19 protein-coding genes, 3 pseudogenes and 1 riboswitch are annotated in these 20,552 nt (G+C 72.0%); of the genes and pseudogenes, 17 read left to right on the top strand and 5 right to left on the bottom strand.

The features are described from left to right. Positions 1-44 precede the first annotated feature (44 nt). The 6 genes from shc to ABEB09_RS03770 all read left to right on the top strand — a co-directional run bounded on the left by shc (position 45) and on the right by ABEB09_RS03770 (position 6,037). Entirely contained in the window at positions 45-2,036 is a 1,992-nt protein-coding gene (shc, locus tag ABEB09_RS03795; protein ID WP_345687069.1) for a squalene--hopene cyclase, read from the top strand. Further along, a complete protein-coding gene (locus ABEB09_RS03790) occupies positions 2,036-2,782 on the top strand; it encodes a phosphorylase family protein (protein WP_345687067.1) in 747 nt (248 codons plus the stop codon). The genes shc and ABEB09_RS03790 overlap by 1 nt, the downstream gene beginning before the upstream one ends. Before the next feature lie 5 nt (positions 2,783-2,787). Beyond that, complete coding sequence (hpnH, locus tag ABEB09_RS03785; RefSeq protein WP_345687065.1) at positions 2,788-3,810, top strand: adenosyl-hopene transferase HpnH; 1,023 nt, start codon at positions 2,788-2,790, stop codon at positions 3,808-3,810. Continuing rightward, positions 3,807-5,192: an aspartate aminotransferase family protein gene (locus ABEB09_RS03780; protein ID WP_345687063.1), complete on the top strand. Its 1,386-nt coding sequence runs from the start codon at positions 3,807-3,809 to the stop codon at positions 5,190-5,192. Before hpnH ends, ABEB09_RS03780 begins: the two co-directional genes overlap by 4 nt. Positions 5,193-5,262: 70 nt before the next feature. Then, positions 5,263-5,874: an XRE family transcriptional regulator gene (locus ABEB09_RS03775; RefSeq protein ID WP_345687061.1), complete on the top strand. Its 612-nt coding sequence runs from the start codon at positions 5,263-5,265 to the stop codon at positions 5,872-5,874. Positions 5,875-5,887: 13 nt separating this feature from the next. Then, positions 5,888-6,037 carry a DUF6126 family protein gene (locus ABEB09_RS03770; protein WP_345687059.1) on the top strand — a complete coding sequence of 50 codons (150 nt, stop codon included), beginning with the start codon at positions 5,888-5,890 and terminating at the stop codon, positions 6,035-6,037. Between the two features lie 15 nt (positions 6,038-6,052). On the opposite strand, the gene ABEB09_RS03765 is transcribed toward ABEB09_RS03770, so the two are convergent. Continuing rightward, positions 6,053-6,865, bottom strand: coding sequence for a tyrosine-protein phosphatase (locus tag ABEB09_RS03765; RefSeq protein WP_345687057.1), 813 nt, complete (start codon positions 6,863-6,865; stop codon positions 6,053-6,055). A 200-nt stretch (positions 6,866-7,065) separates the two neighbouring features. Between ABEB09_RS03765 and ABEB09_RS03760 the strand changes: the two genes are divergently transcribed. From ABEB09_RS03760 to ABEB09_RS03750, 3 genes are all read left to right on the top strand, one after another. Next, a complete protein-coding gene (locus ABEB09_RS03760; RefSeq protein WP_345687055.1) occupies positions 7,066-9,156 on the top strand; it encodes an alpha-galactosidase in 2,091 nt (696 codons plus the stop codon). Between the two features lie 310 nt (positions 9,157-9,466). Next, positions 9,467-9,626: riboswitch (cyclic di-AMP (ydaO/yuaA leader) on the top strand. 4 nt (positions 9,627-9,630) lie between these two features. Further along, positions 9,631-10,506, top strand: coding sequence for a M23 family metallopeptidase (locus tag ABEB09_RS03755; protein ID WP_345687053.1), 876 nt, complete (start codon positions 9,631-9,633; stop codon positions 10,504-10,506). A 163-nt stretch (positions 10,507-10,669) separates the two neighbouring features. Further along, on the top strand, positions 10,670-11,464 hold the full coding sequence (locus ABEB09_RS03750; protein ID WP_345687051.1) for an SGNH/GDSL hydrolase family protein: 795 nt from the start codon (positions 10,670-10,672) through the stop codon (positions 11,462-11,464). Between the two features lie 228 nt (positions 11,465-11,692). Here ABEB09_RS03750 and ABEB09_RS03745 read toward each other — a convergent pair whose 3' ends face one another. Next, positions 11,693-12,292, bottom strand: coding sequence for a TetR/AcrR family transcriptional regulator (locus ABEB09_RS03745; protein WP_345687049.1), 600 nt, complete (start codon positions 12,290-12,292; stop codon positions 11,693-11,695). Between the two features lie 240 nt (positions 12,293-12,532). On the opposite strand from ABEB09_RS03745, the gene ABEB09_RS03740 reads away from it, so the two are divergent. Together ABEB09_RS03740 and ABEB09_RS03735 are read left to right on the top strand one after the other, a co-directional pair. Next, positions 12,533-13,732, top strand: coding sequence for an MBL fold metallo-hydrolase (locus ABEB09_RS03740; protein ID WP_345687047.1), 1,200 nt, complete (start codon positions 12,533-12,535; stop codon positions 13,730-13,732). Positions 13,733-14,062: 330 nt separating this feature from the next. Next, positions 14,063-14,366: pseudogene (locus tag ABEB09_RS03735) on the top strand (tRNA (adenosine(37)-N6)-threonylcarbamoyltransferase complex transferase subunit TsaD); the annotation flags it as partial. A 189-nt stretch (positions 14,367-14,555) separates the two neighbouring features. Here the strand turns inward: ABEB09_RS03735 and ABEB09_RS03730 are convergent. Both ABEB09_RS03730 and ABEB09_RS03725 read right to left on the bottom strand, forming a co-directional pair. Beyond that, complete coding sequence (locus ABEB09_RS03730) at positions 14,556-15,665, bottom strand: SPFH domain-containing protein (protein WP_345693828.1); 1,110 nt, start codon at positions 15,663-15,665, stop codon at positions 14,556-14,558. A gap of 29 nt (positions 15,666-15,694) precedes the next feature. Continuing rightward, positions 15,695-16,132 (bottom strand): NfeD family protein, encoded by a 438-nt coding sequence (locus tag ABEB09_RS03725; RefSeq protein WP_345687045.1) that lies wholly within the window; start codon positions 16,130-16,132, stop codon positions 15,695-15,697. A 360-nt stretch (positions 16,133-16,492) separates the two neighbouring features. On the opposite strand from ABEB09_RS03725, the gene ABEB09_RS03720 reads away from it, so the two are divergent. Next, the gene (locus tag ABEB09_RS03720) at positions 16,493-16,873 is read left to right on the top strand and encodes a nuclear transport factor 2 family protein (RefSeq protein ID WP_345687044.1); all 381 of its coding nucleotides are present in this window, start codon (positions 16,493-16,495) and stop codon (positions 16,871-16,873) included. A 31-nt stretch (positions 16,874-16,904) separates the two neighbouring features. On the opposite strand, the gene ABEB09_RS03715 is transcribed toward ABEB09_RS03720, so the two are convergent. Next, positions 16,905-17,240 carry a peptidase inhibitor family I36 protein gene (locus tag ABEB09_RS03715; protein WP_345687043.1) on the bottom strand — a complete coding sequence of 112 codons (336 nt, stop codon included), beginning with the start codon at positions 17,238-17,240 and terminating at the stop codon, positions 16,905-16,907. A gap of 86 nt (positions 17,241-17,326) precedes the next feature. Here ABEB09_RS03715 and ABEB09_RS03710 point away from each other — a divergent pair. The 5 genes and pseudogenes from ABEB09_RS03710 to ABEB09_RS03690 form a co-directional block, all read left to right on the top strand. Then, positions 17,327-17,881 (top strand): annotated as a pseudogene (locus ABEB09_RS03710) (SDR family oxidoreductase); the annotation flags it as partial. Between the two features lie 230 nt (positions 17,882-18,111). Continuing rightward, a complete protein-coding gene (locus tag ABEB09_RS03705; RefSeq protein WP_345687042.1) occupies positions 18,112-18,831 on the top strand; it encodes a DUF4386 family protein in 720 nt (239 codons plus the stop codon). Beyond that, the gene (locus tag ABEB09_RS03700) at positions 18,828-19,787 is read left to right on the top strand and encodes a hypothetical protein (protein ID WP_345687041.1); all 960 of its coding nucleotides are present in this window, start codon (positions 18,828-18,830) and stop codon (positions 19,785-19,787) included. The genes ABEB09_RS03705 and ABEB09_RS03700 overlap by 4 nt, the downstream gene beginning before the upstream one ends. After that, entirely contained in the window at positions 19,784-20,449 is a 666-nt protein-coding gene (locus tag ABEB09_RS03695) for a hypothetical protein (protein WP_345694178.1), read from the top strand. The genes ABEB09_RS03700 and ABEB09_RS03695 overlap by 4 nt, the downstream gene beginning before the upstream one ends. Beyond that, positions 20,449-20,550: pseudogene (locus ABEB09_RS03690) on the top strand (TIGR03842 family LLM class F420-dependent oxidoreductase); the annotation flags it as partial. The gene ABEB09_RS03695 and the pseudogene ABEB09_RS03690, both read left to right, overlap by 1 nt. Between the last annotated feature and the right edge of the window lie 2 nt (positions 20,551-20,552).

Below are 20,552 nucleotides of genomic sequence, written 5' to 3'. Positions count from 1 at the left end.
ACGGCCAACCCGCAGCAGCACGTCCACTGCACGAAGGGGAAGCCATGACAGCGACGACCGGCGCAGGCGCCGGGGCCGTGGGGCCCCGGGCCGCCTCGGCCAGCGGAATCACCGACACCACCGCACCACCCGACGCCCCCGCGGTAGGCGAAGCGGCCCGTCGCGCCGCGGAGCGCTCCGTCCAGCACCTCCTCGCCCGGCAGGACGCCGAGGGCTGGTGGAAGGGCGACCTGGAGACCAACGTCACCATGGACGCCGAGGACCTCCTCCTGCGCGAGTTCCTCGGCATCAGGGACGAGGCCACGACGGAGGCCGCCGCCCGGTACATCCGGGGCGAGCAGCGCGACGACGGCACCTGGGCCACCTTCCACGGCGGCCCCGGCGAACTGTCCGCCACCGTCGAGGCGTACGTGGCGCTCCGGCTGGCCGGGGACCCGCCCGACGCCCCGCACATGGCCCGCGCCGCCGCCTGGATCCGGCAGCGCGGCGGCATGGCGGAGGCCAGGGTCTTCACCCGGATCTGGCTCGCCCTGTTCGGCTGGTGGAAGTGGCAGGACCTGCCGGAACTCCCACCCGAACTGATCTACCTGCCGCACTGGTTCCCGCTCAACATCTACGACTTCGGCCAGTGGGCCCGCCAGACGATCGTCCCCCTCACCATCGTCTCCGCCAAGCGCCCCGTGCGCCCCGCGCCCTTCGCGCTGGACGAACTGCACGCCGACCCCCGCCGCCCCGCCCCGCCCCGTGCCCTCGCCCCCGCCACCACCTGGGAAGGCCTGTTCCAGCGGCTCGACCGGGCCCTGCACGCCTACCGCAGGGTCGCCCCCCGCAGCCTGCGCCGGGCCGCCATGAACGCCGCCGCCCGCTGGATCGTCGAACGCCAGGAGAACGACGGCTGCTGGGGCGGCATCCAGCCCCCTGCCGTCTACTCGCTGATCGCGCTGCGCCTCCTCGGCTACGACCTCGGCCACCCCGTCATGCGGGCCGGCCTGGAGTCCCTCGACCGGTTCGCCGTCTGGCGCGAGGACGGCTCCCGCATGATCGAGGCGTGCCAGTCGCCCGTCTGGGACACCTGCCTGGCCACCATCGCGCTCGCTGACGCCGGGCTGCCCCCCGACCACCCCGCCCTCGTCAAGGCCGCCGACTGGATGCTCGCCGAGCAGGTCGTCCGGCCCGGCGACTGGGCGGTGCGCCGGCCCCATCTGCCGCCCGGCGGCTGGGCGTTCGAGTTCCACAACGACACCTACCCCGACATCGACGACACCGCCGAGGTGATCCTCGCGCTGCGCCGGGTCCGCCACCCCGACCCCGACCGGGTCGACGCGGCGATCGAGCGCGGCGCCCGCTGGACCCTCGGCATGCAGTGCCGCGACGGCGCCTGGGGCGCCTTCGACGCCGACAACACCAGCCCCTTCCCCAACCGGCTGCCGTTCTGCGACTTCGGCGAGGTCGTCGACCCGCCCTCCGCCGATGTCACCGCCCACGTGGTGGAGATGCTCGCCCACGAGGGCCGCTCCCACGACCCCCGCACCCGCCGCGGCATCGCCTGGCTGCTCGACGAACAGGAGCCGAGCGGCTCCTGGTTCGGCCGCTGGGGCGTCAACCACGTGTACGGCACCGGCTCCGTGGTGCCCGCGCTCACCGCGGCCGGGCTGCCGCTCACGCACCCGGCGATCCGGCGGGCCGTGGCCTGGCTGCAGTCCGTGCAGAACGACGACGGCGGCTGGGGCGAGGACCTGCGCTCGTACCGCGACGAGGCCTGGGTCGGCCGTGGCGCCTCCACCGCCTCTCAGACCGCGTGGGCGCTGCTGGCGCTGCTCGCGGCGGGGGAGGGGGACACCCCGTGCGTGGAACGCGGCGTGCGGTGGCTCGTCGACACCCAGCGCGAGGACGGCTCCTGGGACGAGCCCCACTTCACCGGCACCGGCTTCCCGTGGGACTTCTCCATCAACTACCACCTGTACCGGCAGGTGTTCCCGCTCACCGCGCTGGGCCGGTACGTCCACGGGGAACCCTCCTTCGGCAAGGAGGGCTGATGGCGGCGCAACCGGACGGCCCCGGCGCCGGTACGGGCCCCTCGGCCGGCGTGGGCCCCTCGGCGCGGTCGCGCGCCTCGGCCGGGACGGGCGGCCGGGCGGCCGCGCCGCTGCTCGTCGCCTGCGCGCTCGGCATCGAGCGGATCGCCCTGCGCAGCGGCGCCCGCGGGGCCGAGCGGAGCCGTGCGCCCGGCGCGGCCGGCCGGGTGACCGTGCTGCGCACCGGCATGGGCCCCGTCAGCGCCCGGCGCGCCGTCATCGACGCCCTGGCCCGCGAGGACCTGCGCGGCGCGGCGGTCGTCGCGTCCGGGTTCTGCGCGGGGCTCACTCCCGGCATGCACCCGGGCGACCTCGTCGTCGCCGACGAGACCCGCGGCCCGGACGGCACGACGCCCTGCACCGCCACGGCGTCGCTGGTGGAGGCCGTGCTGCGGGCCGTGCCGGGCCGGACGGTGCACACCGGCCCGCTGATCGGCTCCGACCACGTCGTCCGCGGCCAGGAGCGCACCGCGCTGGGCGCGTCGGGGGCGATCGCCGTCGACATGGAGTCGGCGGCGACCCTGCACGCCGCCCTGGACACCGGGCGCCGCCCGGTTGCCGCCGTCCGGGTGGTCGTGGACGCCCCGGAGCACGAACTGGTCCGTATCGGCACGGTCCGCGGTGGAATATCGGCTTTCCGTGTTCTCCGTGCCGTCCTTCCCGCTTTCTCTGAATGGCACCGTTCGTTGCTGCTCCCCAGGAGGTGAGCCAGATGGCCATGCCGCTCCGCCAGACCGTCCGGGTCGGGACCTATCTGCTCGAACAGAAGCTCCGCAAGCGCGAGAAGTTCCCCCTCATCGTCGAACTCGAGCCGCTCTACGCCTGCAACCTGAAGTGCGAGGGCTGCGGAAAGATCCAGCACCCGGCGGGAGTCCTGAAGCAGCGCATGCCGGTCGCCCAGGCGGTCGGCGCGGTCCTGGAGTCCGGCGCGCCGATGGTCTCCATCGCGGGCGGCGAGCCGCTGATGCACCCGCAGATCGACGAGATCGTCCGCCAGCTGGTGGCCCGGCGCAAGTACGTGTTCCTCTGCACGAACGCGCTGCTCCTCCGTAAGAAGCTCGGGGACTTCACGCCGTCGCGCTACTTCGCGTTCGCCGTGCACATCGACGGACTGCGCGAGCGGCATGACGCGTCCGTCGCCAAGGAAGGCGTCTTCGACGAGGCCGTCGAGGCCATCAAGGAGGCCCGCCGGCGCGGATTCCGGGTCACGACCAATTCCACGTTCTTCAACACCGACACCCCGCAGACCGTCATCGAGGTACTGAATTTCCTCAACGACGACCTGAAGGTCGACGAAATGATGATCTCGCCGGCCTATGCCTATGAAAAGGCCCCGGACCAGGAGCACTTCCTCGGTGTGGAACAGACCCGCGAGCTGTTCCGCAAGGCGTTCGCCGGCGGAAACCGGCGGCGCTGGCGGCTCAACCACTCCCCGCTGTTCCTCGACTTCCTCGAGGGCAAGGCGGACTTCCCCTGCACGGCGTGGGCCATCCCGAACTACTCCCTCTTCGGCTGGCAGCGCCCCTGCTACCTCATGAGCGACGGCTACGTACCGACGTACCGGCAGCTCGTCGAGGAGACGGACTGGGAGAAGTACGGCCGGGGCAAGGACCCGCGCTGCGCCAACTGCATGGCGCACTGCGGCTACGAACCGACCGCCGTCCTCGCCACCATGGGGTCGCTGCGCGAATCGCTGCGCGCCGCCCGCGAGACCGTCTCCGGCAGCCGCGCATGAACGGCAAGTTCGACCTCGCCAAGCTGCTCTCGGAACGCGCCTCCGAGCGGTACGACCTGCACGCCCGGCACCTGAACCACCAGCTGCCGCGCATGCTGCACACCATCGGCTTCGACAAGAGGTACGAGCGGGCGGAGGGCGCCCACTTCTGGGACGACGAGGGCAACGACTACCTCGACATGCTGGCCGGTTTCGGCGTGATGGGCCTCGGCCGCCACCACCCCGTCGTGCGCAAGGCGCTCCACGACGTGCTGGACGCCGACCTGGCCGACCTCACCCGCTTCGACTGCCCACCCCTGCCCGGGCTCCTCGCGGAGCGGCTGCTCACGCACTCGCCGCACCTGGACCGGGTGTTCTTCGGGAACAGCGGCACGGAGGCGGTGGAGACGGCCCTGAAGTTCGCCCGCTGCGCCACCGGCCGGTCGCGCGTCGTCTACTGCGCGCACGCCTTCCACGGACTGACCACCGGGTCGCTGTCCGTCAACGGGGAGAACTGCTTCCGCGACGGTTTCGCGCCCCTCCTGCCGGACACGGCCGTCGAACTCGGCGACCTCGACGCACTGGAGCGCGAGCTCAAGCGCGGGGACGTGGCCGCGTTCATCGTCGAACCCATCCAGGGCAAGGGCGTGCACACCCCGCCGCCCGGCTTCCTGCGCGCCGCGCAGGAACTGCTGCACCGGCACAAGGCGCTGCTCATCGCCGACGAGGTGCAGACCGGTCTCGGCCGGACCGGCGACTTCTACGCCTACCAGTACGAGGACGGCGTGGAGCCGGACCTCGTGTGCGTCGCCAAGGCGCTGTCCGGCGGCTACGTGCCCGTCGGTGCCACGATCGGCCGGGACTGGATCTTCAAGAAGGTCTTCTCGTCCATCGACCGGGTCCTCGTCCACTCGTCCAGCTTCGGCTCCAACGCCCAGGCCATGGCGGCCGGGCTCGCCGTCCTCGCGGTGCTGGAGGACGAGGGCGTGGTGGCCAACGCCCGGAGGACCGGCGAGCTGCTGAAGTCACGGCTCGCCGCGCTCGTCGACCGCTACGAGATGCTCCAGGACGTGCGCGGCCGCGGCCTGATGATCGGCATCGAGTTCGGCCGGCCCGCGTCCCTCGGGCTGCGCAGCCGCTGGACGATGCTGCAGACCGCCCGCAAGGGGCTGTTCGCGCAGATGGTGGTCGTGCCGCTGCTGCAACGGCACCGCATCCTCACCCAGGTCTCCGGCGACCGGCTGGAGGTCATCAAGCTCATCCCGCCGCTGATCATCGGCGAGGCGGAGGTCGACCGGTTCATGACCGCGTTCACCTCCGTCATGGACGAGGCCCACAGCGGCGGCGGCCTGATCTGGGACTTCGGGCGCACCCTGGTCAAGCAGGCCGTCGCGAACCGCTGAGCGGAGCCGGATCTTTTGCCTGTGGGGCAAGAAAATTGCCCCACGGGAAACTTCCTGGCGCAATGGTCGTATGACCACTCCCGCAGGAGACACGGCCGGCGATCTGCCGGACGTCGCGCCGCAATTGCGCTCCCTGCGCCGGCGCCGCGGCCTCACCCTGGAGGCCGCCGCCCGGCGCGCCGGGCTCTCCCCGGCCCATCTGTCCCGGCTGGAGACCGGCCGGCGCCAGCCGTCGCTGCCCATGCTGCTCGGGCTGGCCCGTGTCTACGGTACGACCGTGTCGGAGCTGCTGGGCGAGACGGCCCCGGAGCGCGACCCGATCGTGCGCGCGGGACGGCCGGAACCGGTCGGGGCCGACGGCTGGACCTACCACCAGGCGGGCGGCGCGGGCCGGGCGATGCAGGCCCTGCGCCTCCAGGTGCCGTACTCGGCCCGCCCGGACCAGGTGCGGGTGCACCCGGGAGAGGAGTGGCTGTACGTCCTGTCGGGGCGCGTCCGGCTCGCCCTGGGCGACGCCGTCCATGTCCTCGACCCCGGGGACAGCGCCCATTTCGACTCGCTGACCCCGCACCGTATCGCCGCGGCCACCGGCACCGGGGCCGAGCTGCTCTTCGTCCACACCCTGCTGCGCAGCGCCGCCGCCGATCTGTGCATCGGCGGCGAGCGCGGCGCGCTCCACTGACCGGGAGGCAGCCATGTCCGACAGCCAGGTCCCGCACCCCGGCAGGGACAACCACGGCTTTCCGCGCGGACTCGCCCTGCGGCTCTTCGCCTACCTCGTGGCGGGCCACCTCTTCGCGGCCTTCCTGTACCTGCTGTTCGCCCTGGGCGCGGCGAACCAGTAGGGAGCCCGGGAGGGGTCAGTCCTGGAGCAGCCGCTCGCGCAGGCGCTCGCGGGTGGCGCCGCTCAGCCGCAGTCCCTCGGTGAGGTACCGCTCGGTGCCGCCCCAGACCTCCTCGATCGTCGCGTAAGCCGTCGCGAGGTAGTCGGCGCGCGCCTCGAACAGCGGGCTCAGCAGCTCCATCACCTCGGGGCCCATCCCGGCCGGCGAGTTGTCGCTGCGGTGGACCTTGTAGCGCCGGTGCGGGTCGTTGGACTTGAGGTAGTCCTCCTCGATCGCGTCCCGCTCCACGCCCACCGCGAGCAGCACCACGGCGATGGAGAGACCCGCGCGGTCCTTGCCCGCGGCGCAGTGCATCAGGGCCGGGACGCTGTCCTCGGCGATCGCGTGCAGCACGCGGCTGTGCTCGGCCGTACGGGTCCTGATGATCTCGCGGTACGCGACCGTCATCCGCCCCGCCGCCTTGCCGTCGCCGAGGAGGTCCCGCAGCTGGCGGATGTCGCCGTCGCGGACCATGGTCCAGAACTCGGCGCCGTCGGCCGGGTCCGTGAGCGGGATGTTCACGTTCCGCACGCCGGGCAGCTCGACGTCCGGCCCCTCCAGCCTCTGGTCGGCCGCGTTGCGGAAGTCGAACACGGTGTGCAGCCCGAGGGAGGACAGGAACGCCGCGTCCTGCTCGGTGGCGTGCGCGAGGTGCCCGCTGCGGAACAGCCTGCCGTGGCGCACCCGGCGCCCGTCCGTGGTCGGCAGGCCGCCCACGTCGCGGAAGTTGCGCACGCCGGTCAGCTCCGGCTCGGTGGTCGGCGGGACGTGCGGCAGCTGCTGCGTCACGGGCGCTCCTTGCGCGTCTGCCGTCGGCGACGGCCGCCGACGATGTCGCGATCCGACGATACGACATCGGTGCCGAGGGCAAATATCTCCGTACGGCTCGCACATCCGTTGCCCCGTCCGGGCTTGACCCCTTGCCCCACCACGCCGAAGCCTCAAGGATGTGCGGAAGTGTTCGTTGTTGAGCGACTCTGGGAGCCGGGATGATCGAGACGGTGGACGAGGGGCGGATCTGGCTGCTCTCCGGCGCGACCAGCGGATACGCCCTGCGCCTGGGCGACGGCGACACGCTGCTCCACCTCCACTGGGGGCCCCGCATCACCGCCGCCGACGCCCGGTCCCTCGCGGGGGCCCCGCTCCCGGACCCCTGGCCCTTCGAGTCGCCGCTCGACGGGCACGAGGAGTACCCCGTCGAAGGCGGACCCCGCTTCGCGCGCCCCGCCCTCTCCGTACGCGCCGGAGGCGTGCGCGGCACCGAGTGGCACTTCGGCGGCGCCACCACCGACGGCGACGAGCTGCGCCTGCGCTTCCTCGACGGCCCCCTCGACCTGACCCTCCACTACCGGATGCGCGACGACGCCGACGTCGTGGAGCGCTGGATCACCGCCGCCCACCGCGGCCCCGACGACGCCCCCGCCGTCGAGCTGCTGCGCGCCGACGCCGCCACCTGGACCCTGCCCCGCCGCGACGCCTGGCGGCTGTCCCAGCTGCACGGCCGGTGGGCCGCCGAGAGCCGGCTCGTCCGCGCCCCGCTCACGTACGGCGAGAAGGTCATCGGCAGCCGCCGCGGCCACACCGGACACCAGCACCTGCCCTGGGTGGCCCTCGACGCGGAGGGCGCCACCGAGGAGTACGGAGAGGTGTACGGCTGCGCGCTGGGCTGGTCCGGGTCCTGGCGCATCGCCGTCCAGCAGCTGCCCGACGGGCTGGTCCAGATCACCGGCGGGGCCGGCCACGACGACGCCGGCCTCGTACGGCTCGCGCCGGGCGAGTCGTACACCTCGCCGGTCTTCGCCGGGCTCTGGAGCGCCGACGGCTTCGGCGGGGCCAGCCGCGCCTGGCACGCCTGGCAGCTCGCCCAGGTGATCCCGGACGCGCACACGCCGCGGCCGGTGCTCTACAACTCGTGGGAGGCCACGCAGTTCGCCATCTCGGAGGAGCAGCAGCTCGCCCTCGCCCGGCGGGCCGCGGACCTCGGCGTCGAGCTGTTCGTCGTCGACGACGGCTGGTTCGGCCGCCGCACCAGCGACCGGGCCGGCCTGGGTGACTGGACGCCCAACCGCGACCGCTTCCCGCACGGGCTGAAACCCCTCGCCGACGCGGTCCACGGCCTCGGGATGCGGTTCGGGATCTGGGTCGAGCCCGAGATGGTCAACCCGGACAGCGACCTCTACCGCGCCCACCCCGACTGGGTCCAGCACCACCCCGGCCGCACCCGCACCGAGTTCCGCCACCAGCTCGTCCTGAACCTCGCCCGGACCGACGTACAGGAGTACCTGTGGGAGCGGCTCGACGGGCTGCTGTCGAGCGTGCCCCTCGACTATGTGAAGTGGGACTTCAACCGCTGCTTCACGGACGCCGGCTGGCCGGGCGACCCGTATCCGCAGCGGCTGTGGACCGAGCACGTCCACGCCCTCTACGCCCTCCTCGACCGGCTGCGCGCCGCGCACCCCGGCGTCGCCTTCGAGTCCTGCTCGGGCGGCGGCGGCCGGGTCGACCTCGGCATCCTCTCCCGCACCGACCAGGTGTGGACCTCCGACAACACCGACCCCCTGGACCGGCTGGCCATCCAGCACGGCTTCAGTCAGCTCCACCCCTCCCGGGTCATGGCCGCCTGGGTCACGGACAGCCCGAACGCCCAGCTCAACGGACGCGTCAGCAGTCTGCGGTTCCGTTTCGTCAGTGCCATGGCCGGAGTGCTCGGCATCGGCGGGGACCTCACGGCGTGGAGCGCCGACGACCTCGCCGAGGCCCGCCGCTGGGTGGACCTCTACAAAGAGATCCGGCCCGTCGTCCAGCTGGGCGAGCTGTACCGGCTGCGCCCACCGGACGGCGGACTGAGCGCCGTGCAGTACGTGCGGGGCGCCGACACCGTCGTCCTCGCCCTGCTCCAGGCGCAGCACCACGGCGAGCCACCCCCGCCGCTGCGGCTGCGCGGCCTCGACCCGGCGGCGGACTACGCCTGCCTCGACACCGGCACCCTCCATCGGGGATCTGTCCTGATTCACCACGGTTTGGTCACCGGGCTGCGGGGCGACTTCGATGCCACGGTCATCCGGTTGCGCCGCCAGTGAGGCGATCATTGCGTAATGACTGTTCTGCCCGAATTGGGGGCTAAGGGATAACGTGCCCTGGTAGCAAGGGAGATGGGCGCCGGCACGTGAGCAGCGTCATAAACGTGACGGACCGTGGCGGGCGGCCGAAGCGAAATCCCCTGCGCACCAACGGAATTCATGATCCGTAATCCACGGAGGGTGACCACAATTCCCCCGTGAATTCCGCGGAATGAATGAGGTGCTGAAACCTGTCGCTTGTTCCCGTCGTCCTCACTCGTTTACGGTCACGATCCATCCGGACGGACCGCCGAATCCTGCCGCCGCCCGGAATTCGCACGCACCCACCCACGTGTGGCAGGAGCGGGGGACCCAGGTAGAACGCCCGACGGGAATTCCCGGACGGCTTGGGGTGAAGCCGCGCGCACCGCGCGGCCGGGCCTCTCCAGCCCGAACCCGACAGCTCACCTCGCAGGCGACGGAGAGGAATTCGCCATGCCCGCGAAGGGTAAGCACCGCCGTCCCAAGTCCCGCTCGCTCACCCGTGGTTTCGTCGCCGCCGGTACCGGTGGCGCCGCCATCGCCCTGCCGCTGTTCGGTGCGACCGGCGCCCACGCCGCCGCCCCCGAGGCCCCGGCCGCCGCGAAGTCCGTCACCGCCCAGGTCGCGCAGACCGCCAAGCCCGCGCCGCGCACGTACACGGTCGTCGCCGGCGACTACCTCGCCAAGATCGCCCACAACAAGAACGTCAAGGGCGGCTGGAAGAAGCTGTACGCGGACAACCGCGAGGTCATCGGCGACGACCCGTCGCTCATCCACCCGGGCCTCAAGCTCACCCTCGGCGCGAAGAACTCCGGCAAGGCCGCCAAGGCCAAGGAGAACCGGACCGAGAAGCGTGCCTCCCGCTCCGCCGCCAAGACCGAGGCACCCGCCCCGGCCCCCGCCGCCGCGCCGACCACGAGCGGCTCCGGCTTCACCGCCCCGGTCCCCTCCTCCATCACCACGCCGTACCGCGCCTCCGGCTCCATGTGGTCCTCCGGTTACCACACCGGCGTCGACTTCGCCGCCTCCTCCGGCACCAGCGTCAAGGCCGTCGGCCCCGGCACCGTCGTCTCCGCCGGCTGGAGCGGCGCCTACGGCAACGAGGTCGTCATCCAGCACGCGGATGGCAACTACTCGCAGTACGCCCACCTCTCCTCCCTCTCCGTCTCCGCCGGCCAGACCGTCGGCGGCGGCCAGCAGGTCGGCCTGTCCGGCTCCACCGGCAACTCCACCGGCCCGCACCTGCACTTCGAGATCCGCACCAGCCCGAGCTACGGCTCGGACATCGACCCGCTGGCCTACCTCCGCAGCCACGGCGTCTCCATCTGACGACGGGTCCGACAGCACCCCTCACCGCCGCCCGGCGCCCGCGAGGCGCCGGGCGGCGGCGTATTCCCGCAAAGACATCCGCGTGGCGGTGGCAAAGATCACCCCGCGTCAACCCCTCCTTACGGTCGCGTAGGTCACATCGCGCGGTGAAAGATGTGCTCCCGTGGCAGACGATTCGAACTTGGGGGAGAACGACGTGATCGGGTCGTACACGGCGGTCGGCGACAGCTTCACGGAGGGCGTCGGCGACCCGGGGCCCGACGGGACCTTCGTCGGCTGGGCGGACCGCCTCGCGGTCCTGCTCGCCGACCGGATCCCGGAGGAACAGGAGTTCCGTTACGCGAACCTCGCCGTACGCGGCAGGCTCCTCGACCAGATCGTGGAGGAACAGCTCCCGCGCGCCAAGGAACTCGCCCCCGACCTGGTGACGTTCTGCGCGGGCGGCAACGACATCATCCGGCCCGGCAGCGACCCCGACGACGTCGCCGAGCGGTTCGAGCGGGCGGTCGCCGACCTCACCTCGGTGATCGGCACCGTCCTCGTCACCACCGGCTTCGACACCCGCGGCGTCCCGGTGCTGCGCCACCTGCGCGGCAAGATCGCCACCTACAACGGCCACGTGCGCGCCATCGCCGACCGCTACGGCTGCCCGGTCCTCGACCTGTGGTCGCTCAAGACCGTCCAGGACCGCCGCGCCTGGGACGACGACCGGCTGCACCTGTCACCCGAGGGGCACACGCGCGTCGCCCTGCGCGCCGGCCAGGTCCTCGGCATCGACGTGCCCGCCGACCCGGACCAGCCGTGGCCACCGCTCCCGCCCCGCGGCACGCTCGAGGAGCGGCGCGACGACATCCACTGGGCCCGCGAGTACCTGGTGCCGTGGATCGGCCGGCGACTGCGGGGGGAGTCGTCGGGCGACCACGTGTCGGCGAAGCGACCGGACCTCATACCGCTGTAGGGCAGGGGGCGGCTGCCGGGCGGCCGCCGGGTAGCGGCTGTCGGGCCGCTTCGTGGTGGCGGCTCGTTCCGGCCGCCGGGCCCGGCACGGGTGGAGGGGGCGCTTCGGTCCCAGGGCCCGGCACGGGTGTCGAGGGGCCACCTTCGGTCCGGGGCCCTTCGGTCCGGGACCCTTCGGTCAGGGGCTTGGCACGGCCGTTGAGTCCGCCCACGTCCTCGCCGTCCCGGATCACACGGCCGCGGCGCCGAGTTCGCGGGTCAGGGCCTCGTCGGCCCAGCGCAGCATGGTCGTACGGGGAAGCGTTCCGCCGTACACCGTCGCCTGCACCGCCAGGCCGTCCAGCAGGGCGGTCAGGCGGCAGGCCGCCGCCTCAGGGTCGGCGCACCGGAACTCGCCGGCGGCCGCGCCCTCCGCGAAGACCTCCGCGAGCGCGGCCTTCCACTGGCGGTCGAGGCCCGCGGCCACCTCGCGCAGCGCGGGCTCGCGCAGCGCCGCGGACCAGCCCTCGATCCACAGCCGCCACCCCTTGGCCTGCCCCGTCGGCGCGTACCAGCGGACGGCCGCGCGCAGCCGGCGGGCCGCCGAGGTGCGGCGCCCCAGGATCCTGCGCAGCTCCGCAAGATCGCCCTCCGCGGCGTACGCGAACGCGGCCGCGACCAGCTTCTCCTTCGTCGAGAAGTGGTAGAGGACCAGTGCGCCGCTCACCCCGAGCGCCTCCGCGACATCGGCCACCCTGACCGCTCCGACACCCCGCGCCGCTATCTGCTCGACCGTGGCCCTCAGCAGCTCCTCCCGCCGCTCGGCCACCGCCAGCCGCACCCTCGCCACGCCGTTCCGCCCGTTCTCGTGTTCCCGCGCCCCATCGCGCGCGGGGACAGTATCCCGGACCGCCACCGGGCCCGCGCACACGGCGGCGACCGCCACGGCCGGCGCCCGGACGGGGACAGGACCCGGACCCGGCCGTGGCCCGGTCCGGCCGCGCTCGCCCGGACCGCGTGACCGGAGGCTCCCGCCGCATTGTCGTACCACCCGCCCATAATGGAGGCACCCGAGTCCCCTGGAGGTGCTGTGACCGGCGTCGACGCTGACAGCCCGCTGCGCGCCCGGCTCCGCTCCCTGCGGCCGGCCGCCTTCGGAGCCGATGCCACCGGACAGCGGCTGGAGCGCATCCGCCGCTCGCCGAACTTCGCGGACGGAGCCTTCCAGAACCCGGTCGGGGCGCGGCACAGACCGTCCGGATCCACGGTGGAGTTCGCCAAGACGTACTTCCGGAAGGAGGCGCGAAAGCGGCGCGGGCCGGCCGCGCCGATCCCGCTCCACGCCACCACCGCGGCCGACCTGGCCCGCCCGCCGGAGAGCGGGCTGCGCCTGACGTGGCTGGGGCACTCCAGCGTCCTCGCCGAGATCGACGGCCACCGCGTGCTGTTCGACCCCGTGTGGGGAGAGCGCTGCTCGCCCTTCGCCTTCGCCGGCCCCAAGCGGCTGCACCCCGTCCCGCTGCCACTGGCCTCGCTCGGCCCGGTCGACGTCGTGGTGATCTCCCACGACCACTACGACCACCTCGACCTGCCCACCGTTCGCGCACTGGCCGGCACGGACACGCTCTTCGCGGTGCCGCTCGGCGTCGGCGCGCATCTCGAACACTGGGGCGTGGCCCCGTCCCGGCTGCGCGAGCTGGACTGGAACGAGTCGACCCAGGTCGGCGACCTCCGCCTCACGGCCACCCCCGCCCGCCACTTCTGCGGCCGCGGCCTGCGCAACCAGCAGCACACCCTGTGGGCTTCCTGGGTCGTGGCCGGCCCCGAGCACCGCGTCTACCACAGCGGCGACACGGGCTACTTCCCCGGCTTCCGGGACATCGGCGCCGAATACGGCCCGTTCGACGCCACGATGATCCAGCTCGGCGCGTACTCGGAGTACTGGCCGGACATCCACATGACCCCCGCCGAGGGCGTACGGACGCACCTCGACCTCCAGGGCGGCACACCGCACGGGGTGCTGCTGCCGATCCACTGGGGCAGCTTCAACCTGGCGCTCCACGCGTGGGCGGAGCCGGGGGAGTGGACGAAGGACGCGGCCGAGGAGGTGGGCCAGGCGGTGGCATTCCCACGGCCCGGTGAGCCGTTCGAGCCCGTGGGGAAGCTGCCCGCCGATACCTGGTGGCGCGGCGTGTCCCACCCCATCGCGCACCCGTGGCGCCGGCCCCAGCCGCCGAAGGCTCCGGCCGAGGCCCCCAAGCACGATCTCGACCTTGCGGGTGATCGGTGACGGCGAGCGAGAAAGACCTGATCAGGGCCTCCTCACGCTGGCTCGTCCTTCGAGTGCGACCTCGTTCACTCTCTATGCGGTCTGCCGCCTGATCCGCTCTCCCGGCACAGGGCATCGGGGAGCGAGAGGGAAGGCCACGACGGCTCCCGCATAGAGGAGGACACCACTCGGTTCGAGTGACCACCACCGGCGGGGGGCCGTCCACGCCGCGACACGATGGTGGCTGTCGTACGGGACACGGACGGGGAGCTCACGGGTCTAGTGAGCCTGGACGGCCTGCTGGTGCGGATCACGGTCCTGGTGGGAATCCGCGCAGAAGGAGATGGGTCGATGGGCGGACCGGTGGTACTCGGGATCGAGTCCTCGTGCGACGAGACCGGTGCCGGGATCGTGAGGGACGGGAAGCTGCTCGCCCATGTCGTGGCGTCGAGCATGGACGAGCACGCCCGCTTCGGCGGCGTCGTGCCCGAGTTCGCCCTCCGGGCGCACCTGCAGTCGCTCAACCCGGTCGTGCGTGAGGTCCCCGGATCGGGCGGGGCTGCGGCTGGGACAGATCGACGCCGTCGCCTTCACGACCGGACCCGGGCTCTCCGGAGCCCTCCAAGTCGGCCTTGCCGGAGCCAAGTCCCTCGCCTAAGCGGCCGGGGCGCCGCGGTATGGGGTCCACCACCTCCCCTACTCGAAGTGTTACGCGTCGGGATGGCTCCTGGGCCCATCCGCGGGAGCGCTGGTTTAGCCACAAACCGGAGGTCGGAGGCGGAACGCCGCGCCCACTACTGGAATCGCGGTGAGGTAACAGCGAGTCTTGCCTCGCCGTCGGCGCTCAGGCGCCGGGCCTCTGCCCCCGGCGGGGCACCTGGGAGGCCCTTGCGGCTTCGGCCTCGGCCTTCGCGTCGCTCACCACGGCAGCGGCCTGCTTCGCGACCTCATCGGCGGCCGTGGCAGCGTCGAGCGAGAGCGGCGAGCCTGCCTCCAGCTCCGAGGCGACTTCCTCGTCAGGCGTGCCGTCGGCATCGGTGGCGGTCGCCTCCTCCGGCTGCGCTGGCGCGGGAAGCCCCGTCGTCGACCGGTCGCCGAAGGCGTGGGTGACGGCGCGAACCGCCTCGGTCAGCTCACCGGGGATCACCCAGAACGTGTTGTTGTCGCTCTTCGCCAGATGGGGGAGCGTCTCGAGGTACTTGTAGGCCAGGATCTTCGGGTCGGCGTTGTTGCGATGAACCGCCTGGAAGACGCGCTCCACCGCCTTCGCCTCGCCGTCCGCCCGCAGGATCATGGCCTGCTGCATGCCTTGGGCTTCCAGGATGTCCTTCTGCTTGGTGCCCTCCGCGGTGAGGATCTTGGCCTGCCGTTCCCCTTCGGCGTGCAGGATCGCCGCGCGCTTGTCGCGCTCGGCCCGCATCTGCTTCTCCATCGCCTCCTTGATGGTGTGCGGCGGATCGATGGCCTTGATCTCGACGCGGTTGACCCGGATGCCCCACTTGCCGGTGGCGTCGTCGAGGACGGCGCGGAGCCGGGCGTTGATCTCCTCGCGTGAGGTGAGCGTCTGCTCCAGGTCCATGGAACCGATGACGTTGCGCAGTGTGGTCACGGTGAGCTGGTCGATCGCCTGCAGGTAGTCGGCCACCTCGTAGGCCGCCGCCCGGGGGTCGGTGATCTGGTAGTAGAGCACGGTGTCGATGTTCACCACGAGGTTGTCCTCGGTGATCACCGGCTTGGGAGCGGACGAATACACCTGCTCGCGCACGTCGAGTTTCGTGTTGATACGGTCCGCCACCGGCACGACGAAGTTCAGGCCGGGCTGCAGCGTCCGCCGGTACCGGCCGAACCGCTCGATGTTGTAGCGGCGCGCCTGCGGGACGATCCGCACCGTGGCGGCCACGAGGAAGACGACGACGATCGCCGCCACAAGAATCGGGATGACAACCGGATCCACCATTCCTCCGTCGGGTCGTGTTCAGCCGTTCACGGAAGGAGCTCGCGGGGGTAGACGACGGCGGTGGCGCCCTCGATCTCCATGACGTCCACCAGCGCTCCTACGGGGATCACCTGGCTTTCGTCGAAAGCGCGCGCGGACCATTCCTCGCCGGCGACCTTGATCAGGCCGCGGTTCGCGGTGACCTCCTGCATGACCTCGGCGCGCTTGCCGATCAGTGCATCGCTCCCCTCACGGGTGAGCGGCTCCTGTGCCATGTGCCGCATCGCGATCGGGCGCACGACGAGGAGTCCCGCCGCCGCTGCCACCCCGAGCGCCACCAGCTGACCCAGCAGGCCGACGCCCACACCGGCGACCACAGCGGCAACCAGCGCGGCGCCCGCCAGCAGGCCGAAGACGAGCGTCAGCGTGAAGAACTCCGCGACACCGAGAGCCGCGGCGGCGAGCAGCCATACGAACCACGGCATCGAATCAGCCTCCCTCAGGGCGACCTATTCATCCCATACCCCCATGAACGCGCCCAGAACATGCACCGAGAGGTTGCCCGGCGTCGCCCGATGCCCGACTCGGCGTGAGGCGGTCAGGCCGCGGGGCAACCGCGACGAGCTGCGAAGTGGTGGCGTGGTGGCGAAGCCTGTCAGCAGTCGGTACGCGTCCAAGATGCGGGTGCGCCGGAACCGTCGCGAAAGCCGCCGAGGACATCATCCGACTGGAGGCGGCCCTGCGCGAGCAGCACACCGGCCCCGCGTGACGCACGCGCGGCCGCGTCGCCGGCTGCCGGGCGCGCTCGCCGTGCCCCGCCTGGCGGCCGGCCCTACGGTGGCCTCATGAGCGACCCGGAGAAGAACAAGGCCACGGCCAAGGCGTTCTACGACCTGATGTTCAACCAGTGCCGCCCCGCCGAGGCCGTCGACCGGTACGTCGGCGACACGTACATCCAGCACAACCCGCACGTCGGCGACGGCAAGCAGTCGTTCATCGACTACTTCGAGCGCATGGCCGCGGAGTACCCGGGCAAGCGCGTCGAGTTCAAGCGTGCCTTCGCCGACGGCGACCACGTCGTACTGCACTGTCACCAGATCTGGCCCGACGAGGAGTACGCCGGTATCGACGTCTTCCGCTTCGACGCCGACGGCAGGATCGTCGAACACTGGGACGTCCTCCAGGTCGTCCCACCCACCTCCAAGAACGACAACACCATGTTCTGAACGGGTGACGCCGGGCGTTCCCTGAGAGGCGTCAGCAGCCGTGGGCCCAGGTGTGGGAGTCGCCGCGGTCGCCGGCGGCGCCGTTGTAGCTGATCTCCTGGCCCGGGGCGAGGCAGATGGTCATGTCCCCGCCCTGTGAGGCGTCCTCGAACACCTTGACGTGGCTCGGGACGCCGGGGCCCACGATGTAGCTCTCCCACCAGTCGTCGTCACCGGTCCAGTTGGCGCGCTGGCCCTGGTAGTCGGCCTGCTCCCAGGCGCAGAACTGGCCGCTGGGGCAGTCGGCGGCGGTCGCCGTGGCGGCGGTGGCGAAGGGGCTGCCGACGGCCAGGAGCAGTGCGGCGGCCAGGAGAGCGGGCTTCTTCATCGGGTGGTGCCTCTCTCGTGTGCGGAGTGTGCGGGGCGTGGGGAGTGTTCGGACTGTGCGGACTGGAGGATGGTCCGGGCGGTGCGGGCGGCGAGCGGCTTTTCGAGTTCGACAAGCCGGTCTGGGAGCACGACCTCGACAACGGACTACGGCTGCTTCGCCTCGGCGTGGAGACCCACGCGATCACCAGCCACTTCCTTCTGCCTCTGCTGGTACGGCAGCCGGGCGGGCTCGTGGTCGAGATGACCGACGGGACATCCGTCGTACAACGGAGCGAACTACCGTAATTCGCACTTCTACGATCTGGCCACGAACAGCGTGCTGCGCATGGCGTTCGTGCTCGCACACGAGCTGAAGCCGCACGGCGGGACGGTGGTGGCGCTCACCCCCCGGGCCGGCTGCGCCCGGAGATGACGCTCGACGGGTTCGGCCTCACCGAGGACACCTGGCGCGACGCGCTGGCCACGGGCCGCACATCTGGATCTCGGAGAGCCCGTCGTACGTCGGACGCGCGGTCGCGGCGCCGGCCGGTGACGCCGATGTCGTGCGCTGGAAAGGCCAGTCGCTGTCCAGCGGGCAGCGGGCAGCGGGCCCGGGAGTACGGCTTCACCGACCTGGACGGATCGCGTCCGGACTGCTGGACAGGCGTGTGTCCTTGCCCGCTGATGTGCCTCCCCGCGCAACTGGCGTGGCTGCTGCGGGACTTCATGCCCGGCCCGGGCGGCTACTCCCCGGGGAGTAGCCGAACCGCCTGCCGGTGTGGGACGACCATGGCGCCCCCGCAACGGCATTCTGGCTGTCGCCCACCGGGGCTCCGCGATCCCCACCGGGGACCCAAGCCGAAGCCCTCACCGAAAATCCAGGAGAGGTCATGCCCACATCGGTACAGGAGTCCAGCGCGGCCTCGCCCCGCGCGGCGGCCCCGCGCCTGCCCGGCGCTGTCGCGCTGCTCACGGGCGCGCTGTCCTACGCCGTACTCACCGTTGCGTACGTCGTCACCAACCGCGCCACCCCGCAACCCGGCACACCCGGCCGCGACATCCTGCGGTACGTACGCGACAACGGCACGGCTATCGACCTGGGCGCCTTCCTGCTGCTCGTCGCCGCCGTGCTCCTGGTGCCCGTCGCCGCCACCCTGGCCCGGCTGGTGCGGCATAGGCAGTCCGCCGACATGTCCGCCGCCGCGGCGACGGCGGCTCTCGCCGGTGGAGTGCTGGCCAGTGGCGCCCTGGCCTCCAGCGCCGTACTCGCCTGGACGCTCGGGCGGCTACCTGAGCAGGCGCCCGCCGCCCTGGCCCGTGCCCTGGCAGACCTGTCCTTCCTCACCGGCGGCATCGGATACGCCGTGTCCTTCGCGCTCCTGGCGGCAGGCACCTGCCTGGCAGCCCGCGGCAGCGGAATCCTGCCGCGCGCCTGTGCCACCACCGGGCTGGTCATCGCCGCCGCCGGACTGGCCGCCACCCTCACGCTCGTCGTCTTCGGCTTCAGCTACCTGCTGCCCGTCGTCCGCTTCGGTGGCACGGCATGGCTGGTGTGGGCCGCGCTCGCACTGGCCCGCCCGCGCTCGGCCGCACCCGGGGCGAACGCATGACCGCCGCCTGGCCCGTACGACTGCGCTCGGCCCGGCAGATCCCCCTCGGCGCGGGCCTCCTGCTGCTCGCGTCCGCCGCCTTCCACACGGTCGTCCTCGTGCTGGTCGGCGGTCCGTGGGACGGGCCGGTCTCCTGGCGGAAGCCGATCACCTTCGGGCTGTCCTTCGGGATCAGCGTGCTGACCGTCACCTGGATCTGCGGGCTCCTCCCGCTCGCCGCGCGCATCCGCACGCTCCTCCTGGGCGCGTTCACCGCAGCGTCCCTGCTGGAGACCGGCCTGATCACCCTGCAGGCATGGCGCGGTGTCCCCTCGCACTTCAACACCGAGACCACCTTCGACACCGTCGTCACCCGCGCCCTCGCGGCCGGCGGCGTCACCCTCGTCGCGGTCGTCATCGCACTCACCGTCGCCGCCCTGCGCCCCAACCCGACGACCGCCCCCAGCATGCGGCTCGCGCTCCGCGCCGGACTACTGGCGCTCACCGGCTCCATGGCCGCCGGAGCCGTGATGATCGCCTACGGGCTGACGCTGGAGGGCGCGGGCCGTGCGGCCGAGGCCTACCAGTCGGCGGGCTTCCTCCGCCCCGCCCATGCCGTCACCATGCATGCCGTCCTGCTGCTGCCGGCTCTGGCCTGGCTGCTGAGCCGTATCCGACGGCCGGAGGCGGAACGGCTACGCCTGATCCGCATCACCGTCGCCGCGTACGGTGCCGTCGTCGCACTTGTCACCGCCGCAGCCGCGGTCGGCCTCACCCTCGCCGGCCCGGCCACCACAGCCGCGGTGAGCGCAGGCGTCACGATGGCCCCCGCATTGGCGTTCTTGGCCTTCGGCGCATCGCCGGTCGTACGTGCAAACCGCCGTACCACCACGCCCGGCAACCAGAAACCCACCCATGGCTCGCACCGCCCCACCCTCGCCGGCGGCCTGGACGACGGCGGGAGGCATGGCGCATGACGCATACGGCAAGCAAGAAACACCCTGAGCCCGTCGCGAGCGCGGGCAGCGCAGTGCGACAGGGAACCGCCCCCGGTCCGGCAGCCCACCCGGCAACCCATCCCCGAACACCGCCCGCCGCTGGAAGGGTTCGGCGCCTGCCCCGGCGATGGCGCAAGGCGATCCTCACCTTCCACGTGACGGTGGCGGTCGGCTGGGTGGGAATCGAGATCGTCCAGCTCCTTCTCGGGCTGATCGGCCTGTCCACCGACGACGCCGGACTGGTACGCGCAACCCACGTCGTCATGGAGATCCTCGGGATCGAACTGATCGCCGTCATCGCATGGACGACCCTGCTGACCGGCCTGCTCCTCGCGACGGCGACGCAGTGTGGCCTGCTCAAGCAATACTGGATCGTGACCAAGCTCGTCGTCAACATCGCCCTGATGCTGAACGGCCACTTCTTCCTCCAGCACTGGCTGCGCCAACAGGCAGAGGCGGGCAAGGCCACTGAATCCCTCAGCCTGCAGCTGGTGATCAGCATAGGCACCGCCCTGGTGATGCTGGTGTCGGCGACGGCCCTGTCCGTCTACAAGCCGTGGGGCAAGACCCGCCGTGGCCGCCGCCCTGCCCCCAAGAGCTCCTGCGGCCCGGCCCATCCGCCTCACGGGTCGTCGGTCTGATGCGCCGGGCGGAGCACAACCGCTTCCGCTGCGGCTGGACCTTCCACTTCGCCGTGCTGTGGCAGGAACCGTTCGTCATCTACAGCCGGATCCTCGAACACGC

This window comes from Streptomyces coeruleoprunus (assembly GCF_039542925.1).
GTDB classification, from domain to species: domain Bacteria; phylum Actinomycetota; class Actinomycetes; order Streptomycetales; family Streptomycetaceae; genus Streptomyces; species Streptomyces coeruleoprunus.
Note: the sequence above shows the minus strand (reverse complement) of the source record. Positions and strands in the feature narration are given on the sequence as shown.

Excerpts from the sequence above, each read along its gene's own strand:
- shc (WP_345687069.1), top strand. The coding sequence starts at position 45 with ATGACAGCGACGACCGGCGCAGGCGCCGGGGCCGTGGGGCCCCGGGCC.
- ABEB09_RS03790 (WP_345687067.1), top strand. The coding sequence starts at position 2,036 with ATGGCGGCGCAACCGGACGGCCCCGGCGCCGGTACGGGCCCCTCGGCC.
- hpnH (WP_345687065.1), top strand. The coding sequence starts at position 2,788 with ATGGCCATGCCGCTCCGCCAGACCGTCCGGGTCGGGACCTATCTGCTC.
- ABEB09_RS03780 (WP_345687063.1), top strand. The coding sequence starts at position 3,807 with ATGAACGGCAAGTTCGACCTCGCCAAGCTGCTCTCGGAACGCGCCTCC.
- ABEB09_RS03775 (WP_345687061.1), top strand. The coding sequence starts at position 5,263 with ATGACCACTCCCGCAGGAGACACGGCCGGCGATCTGCCGGACGTCGCG.
- ABEB09_RS03770 (WP_345687059.1), top strand. The coding sequence starts at position 5,888 with ATGTCCGACAGCCAGGTCCCGCACCCCGGCAGGGACAACCACGGCTTT.
- ABEB09_RS03760 (WP_345687055.1), top strand. The coding sequence starts at position 7,066 with ATGATCGAGACGGTGGACGAGGGGCGGATCTGGCTGCTCTCCGGCGCG.
- ABEB09_RS03755 (WP_345687053.1), top strand. The coding sequence starts at position 9,631 with ATGCCCGCGAAGGGTAAGCACCGCCGTCCCAAGTCCCGCTCGCTCACC.
- ABEB09_RS03725 (WP_345687045.1), bottom strand. The coding sequence starts at position 16,132 with ATGCCGTGGTTCGTATGGCTGCTCGCCGCCGCGGCTCTCGGTGTCGCG.
- ABEB09_RS03720 (WP_345687044.1), top strand. The coding sequence starts at position 16,493 with ATGAGCGACCCGGAGAAGAACAAGGCCACGGCCAAGGCGTTCTACGAC.
- ABEB09_RS03715 (WP_345687043.1), bottom strand. The coding sequence starts at position 17,240 with ATGAAGAAGCCCGCTCTCCTGGCCGCCGCACTGCTCCTGGCCGTCGGC.
- ABEB09_RS03705 (WP_345687042.1), top strand. The coding sequence starts at position 18,112 with ATGCCCACATCGGTACAGGAGTCCAGCGCGGCCTCGCCCCGCGCGGCG.
- ABEB09_RS03700 (WP_345687041.1), top strand. The coding sequence starts at position 18,828 with ATGACCGCCGCCTGGCCCGTACGACTGCGCTCGGCCCGGCAGATCCCC.
- ABEB09_RS03695 (WP_345694178.1), top strand. The coding sequence starts at position 19,784 with ATGACGCATACGGCAAGCAAGAAACACCCTGAGCCCGTCGCGAGCGCG.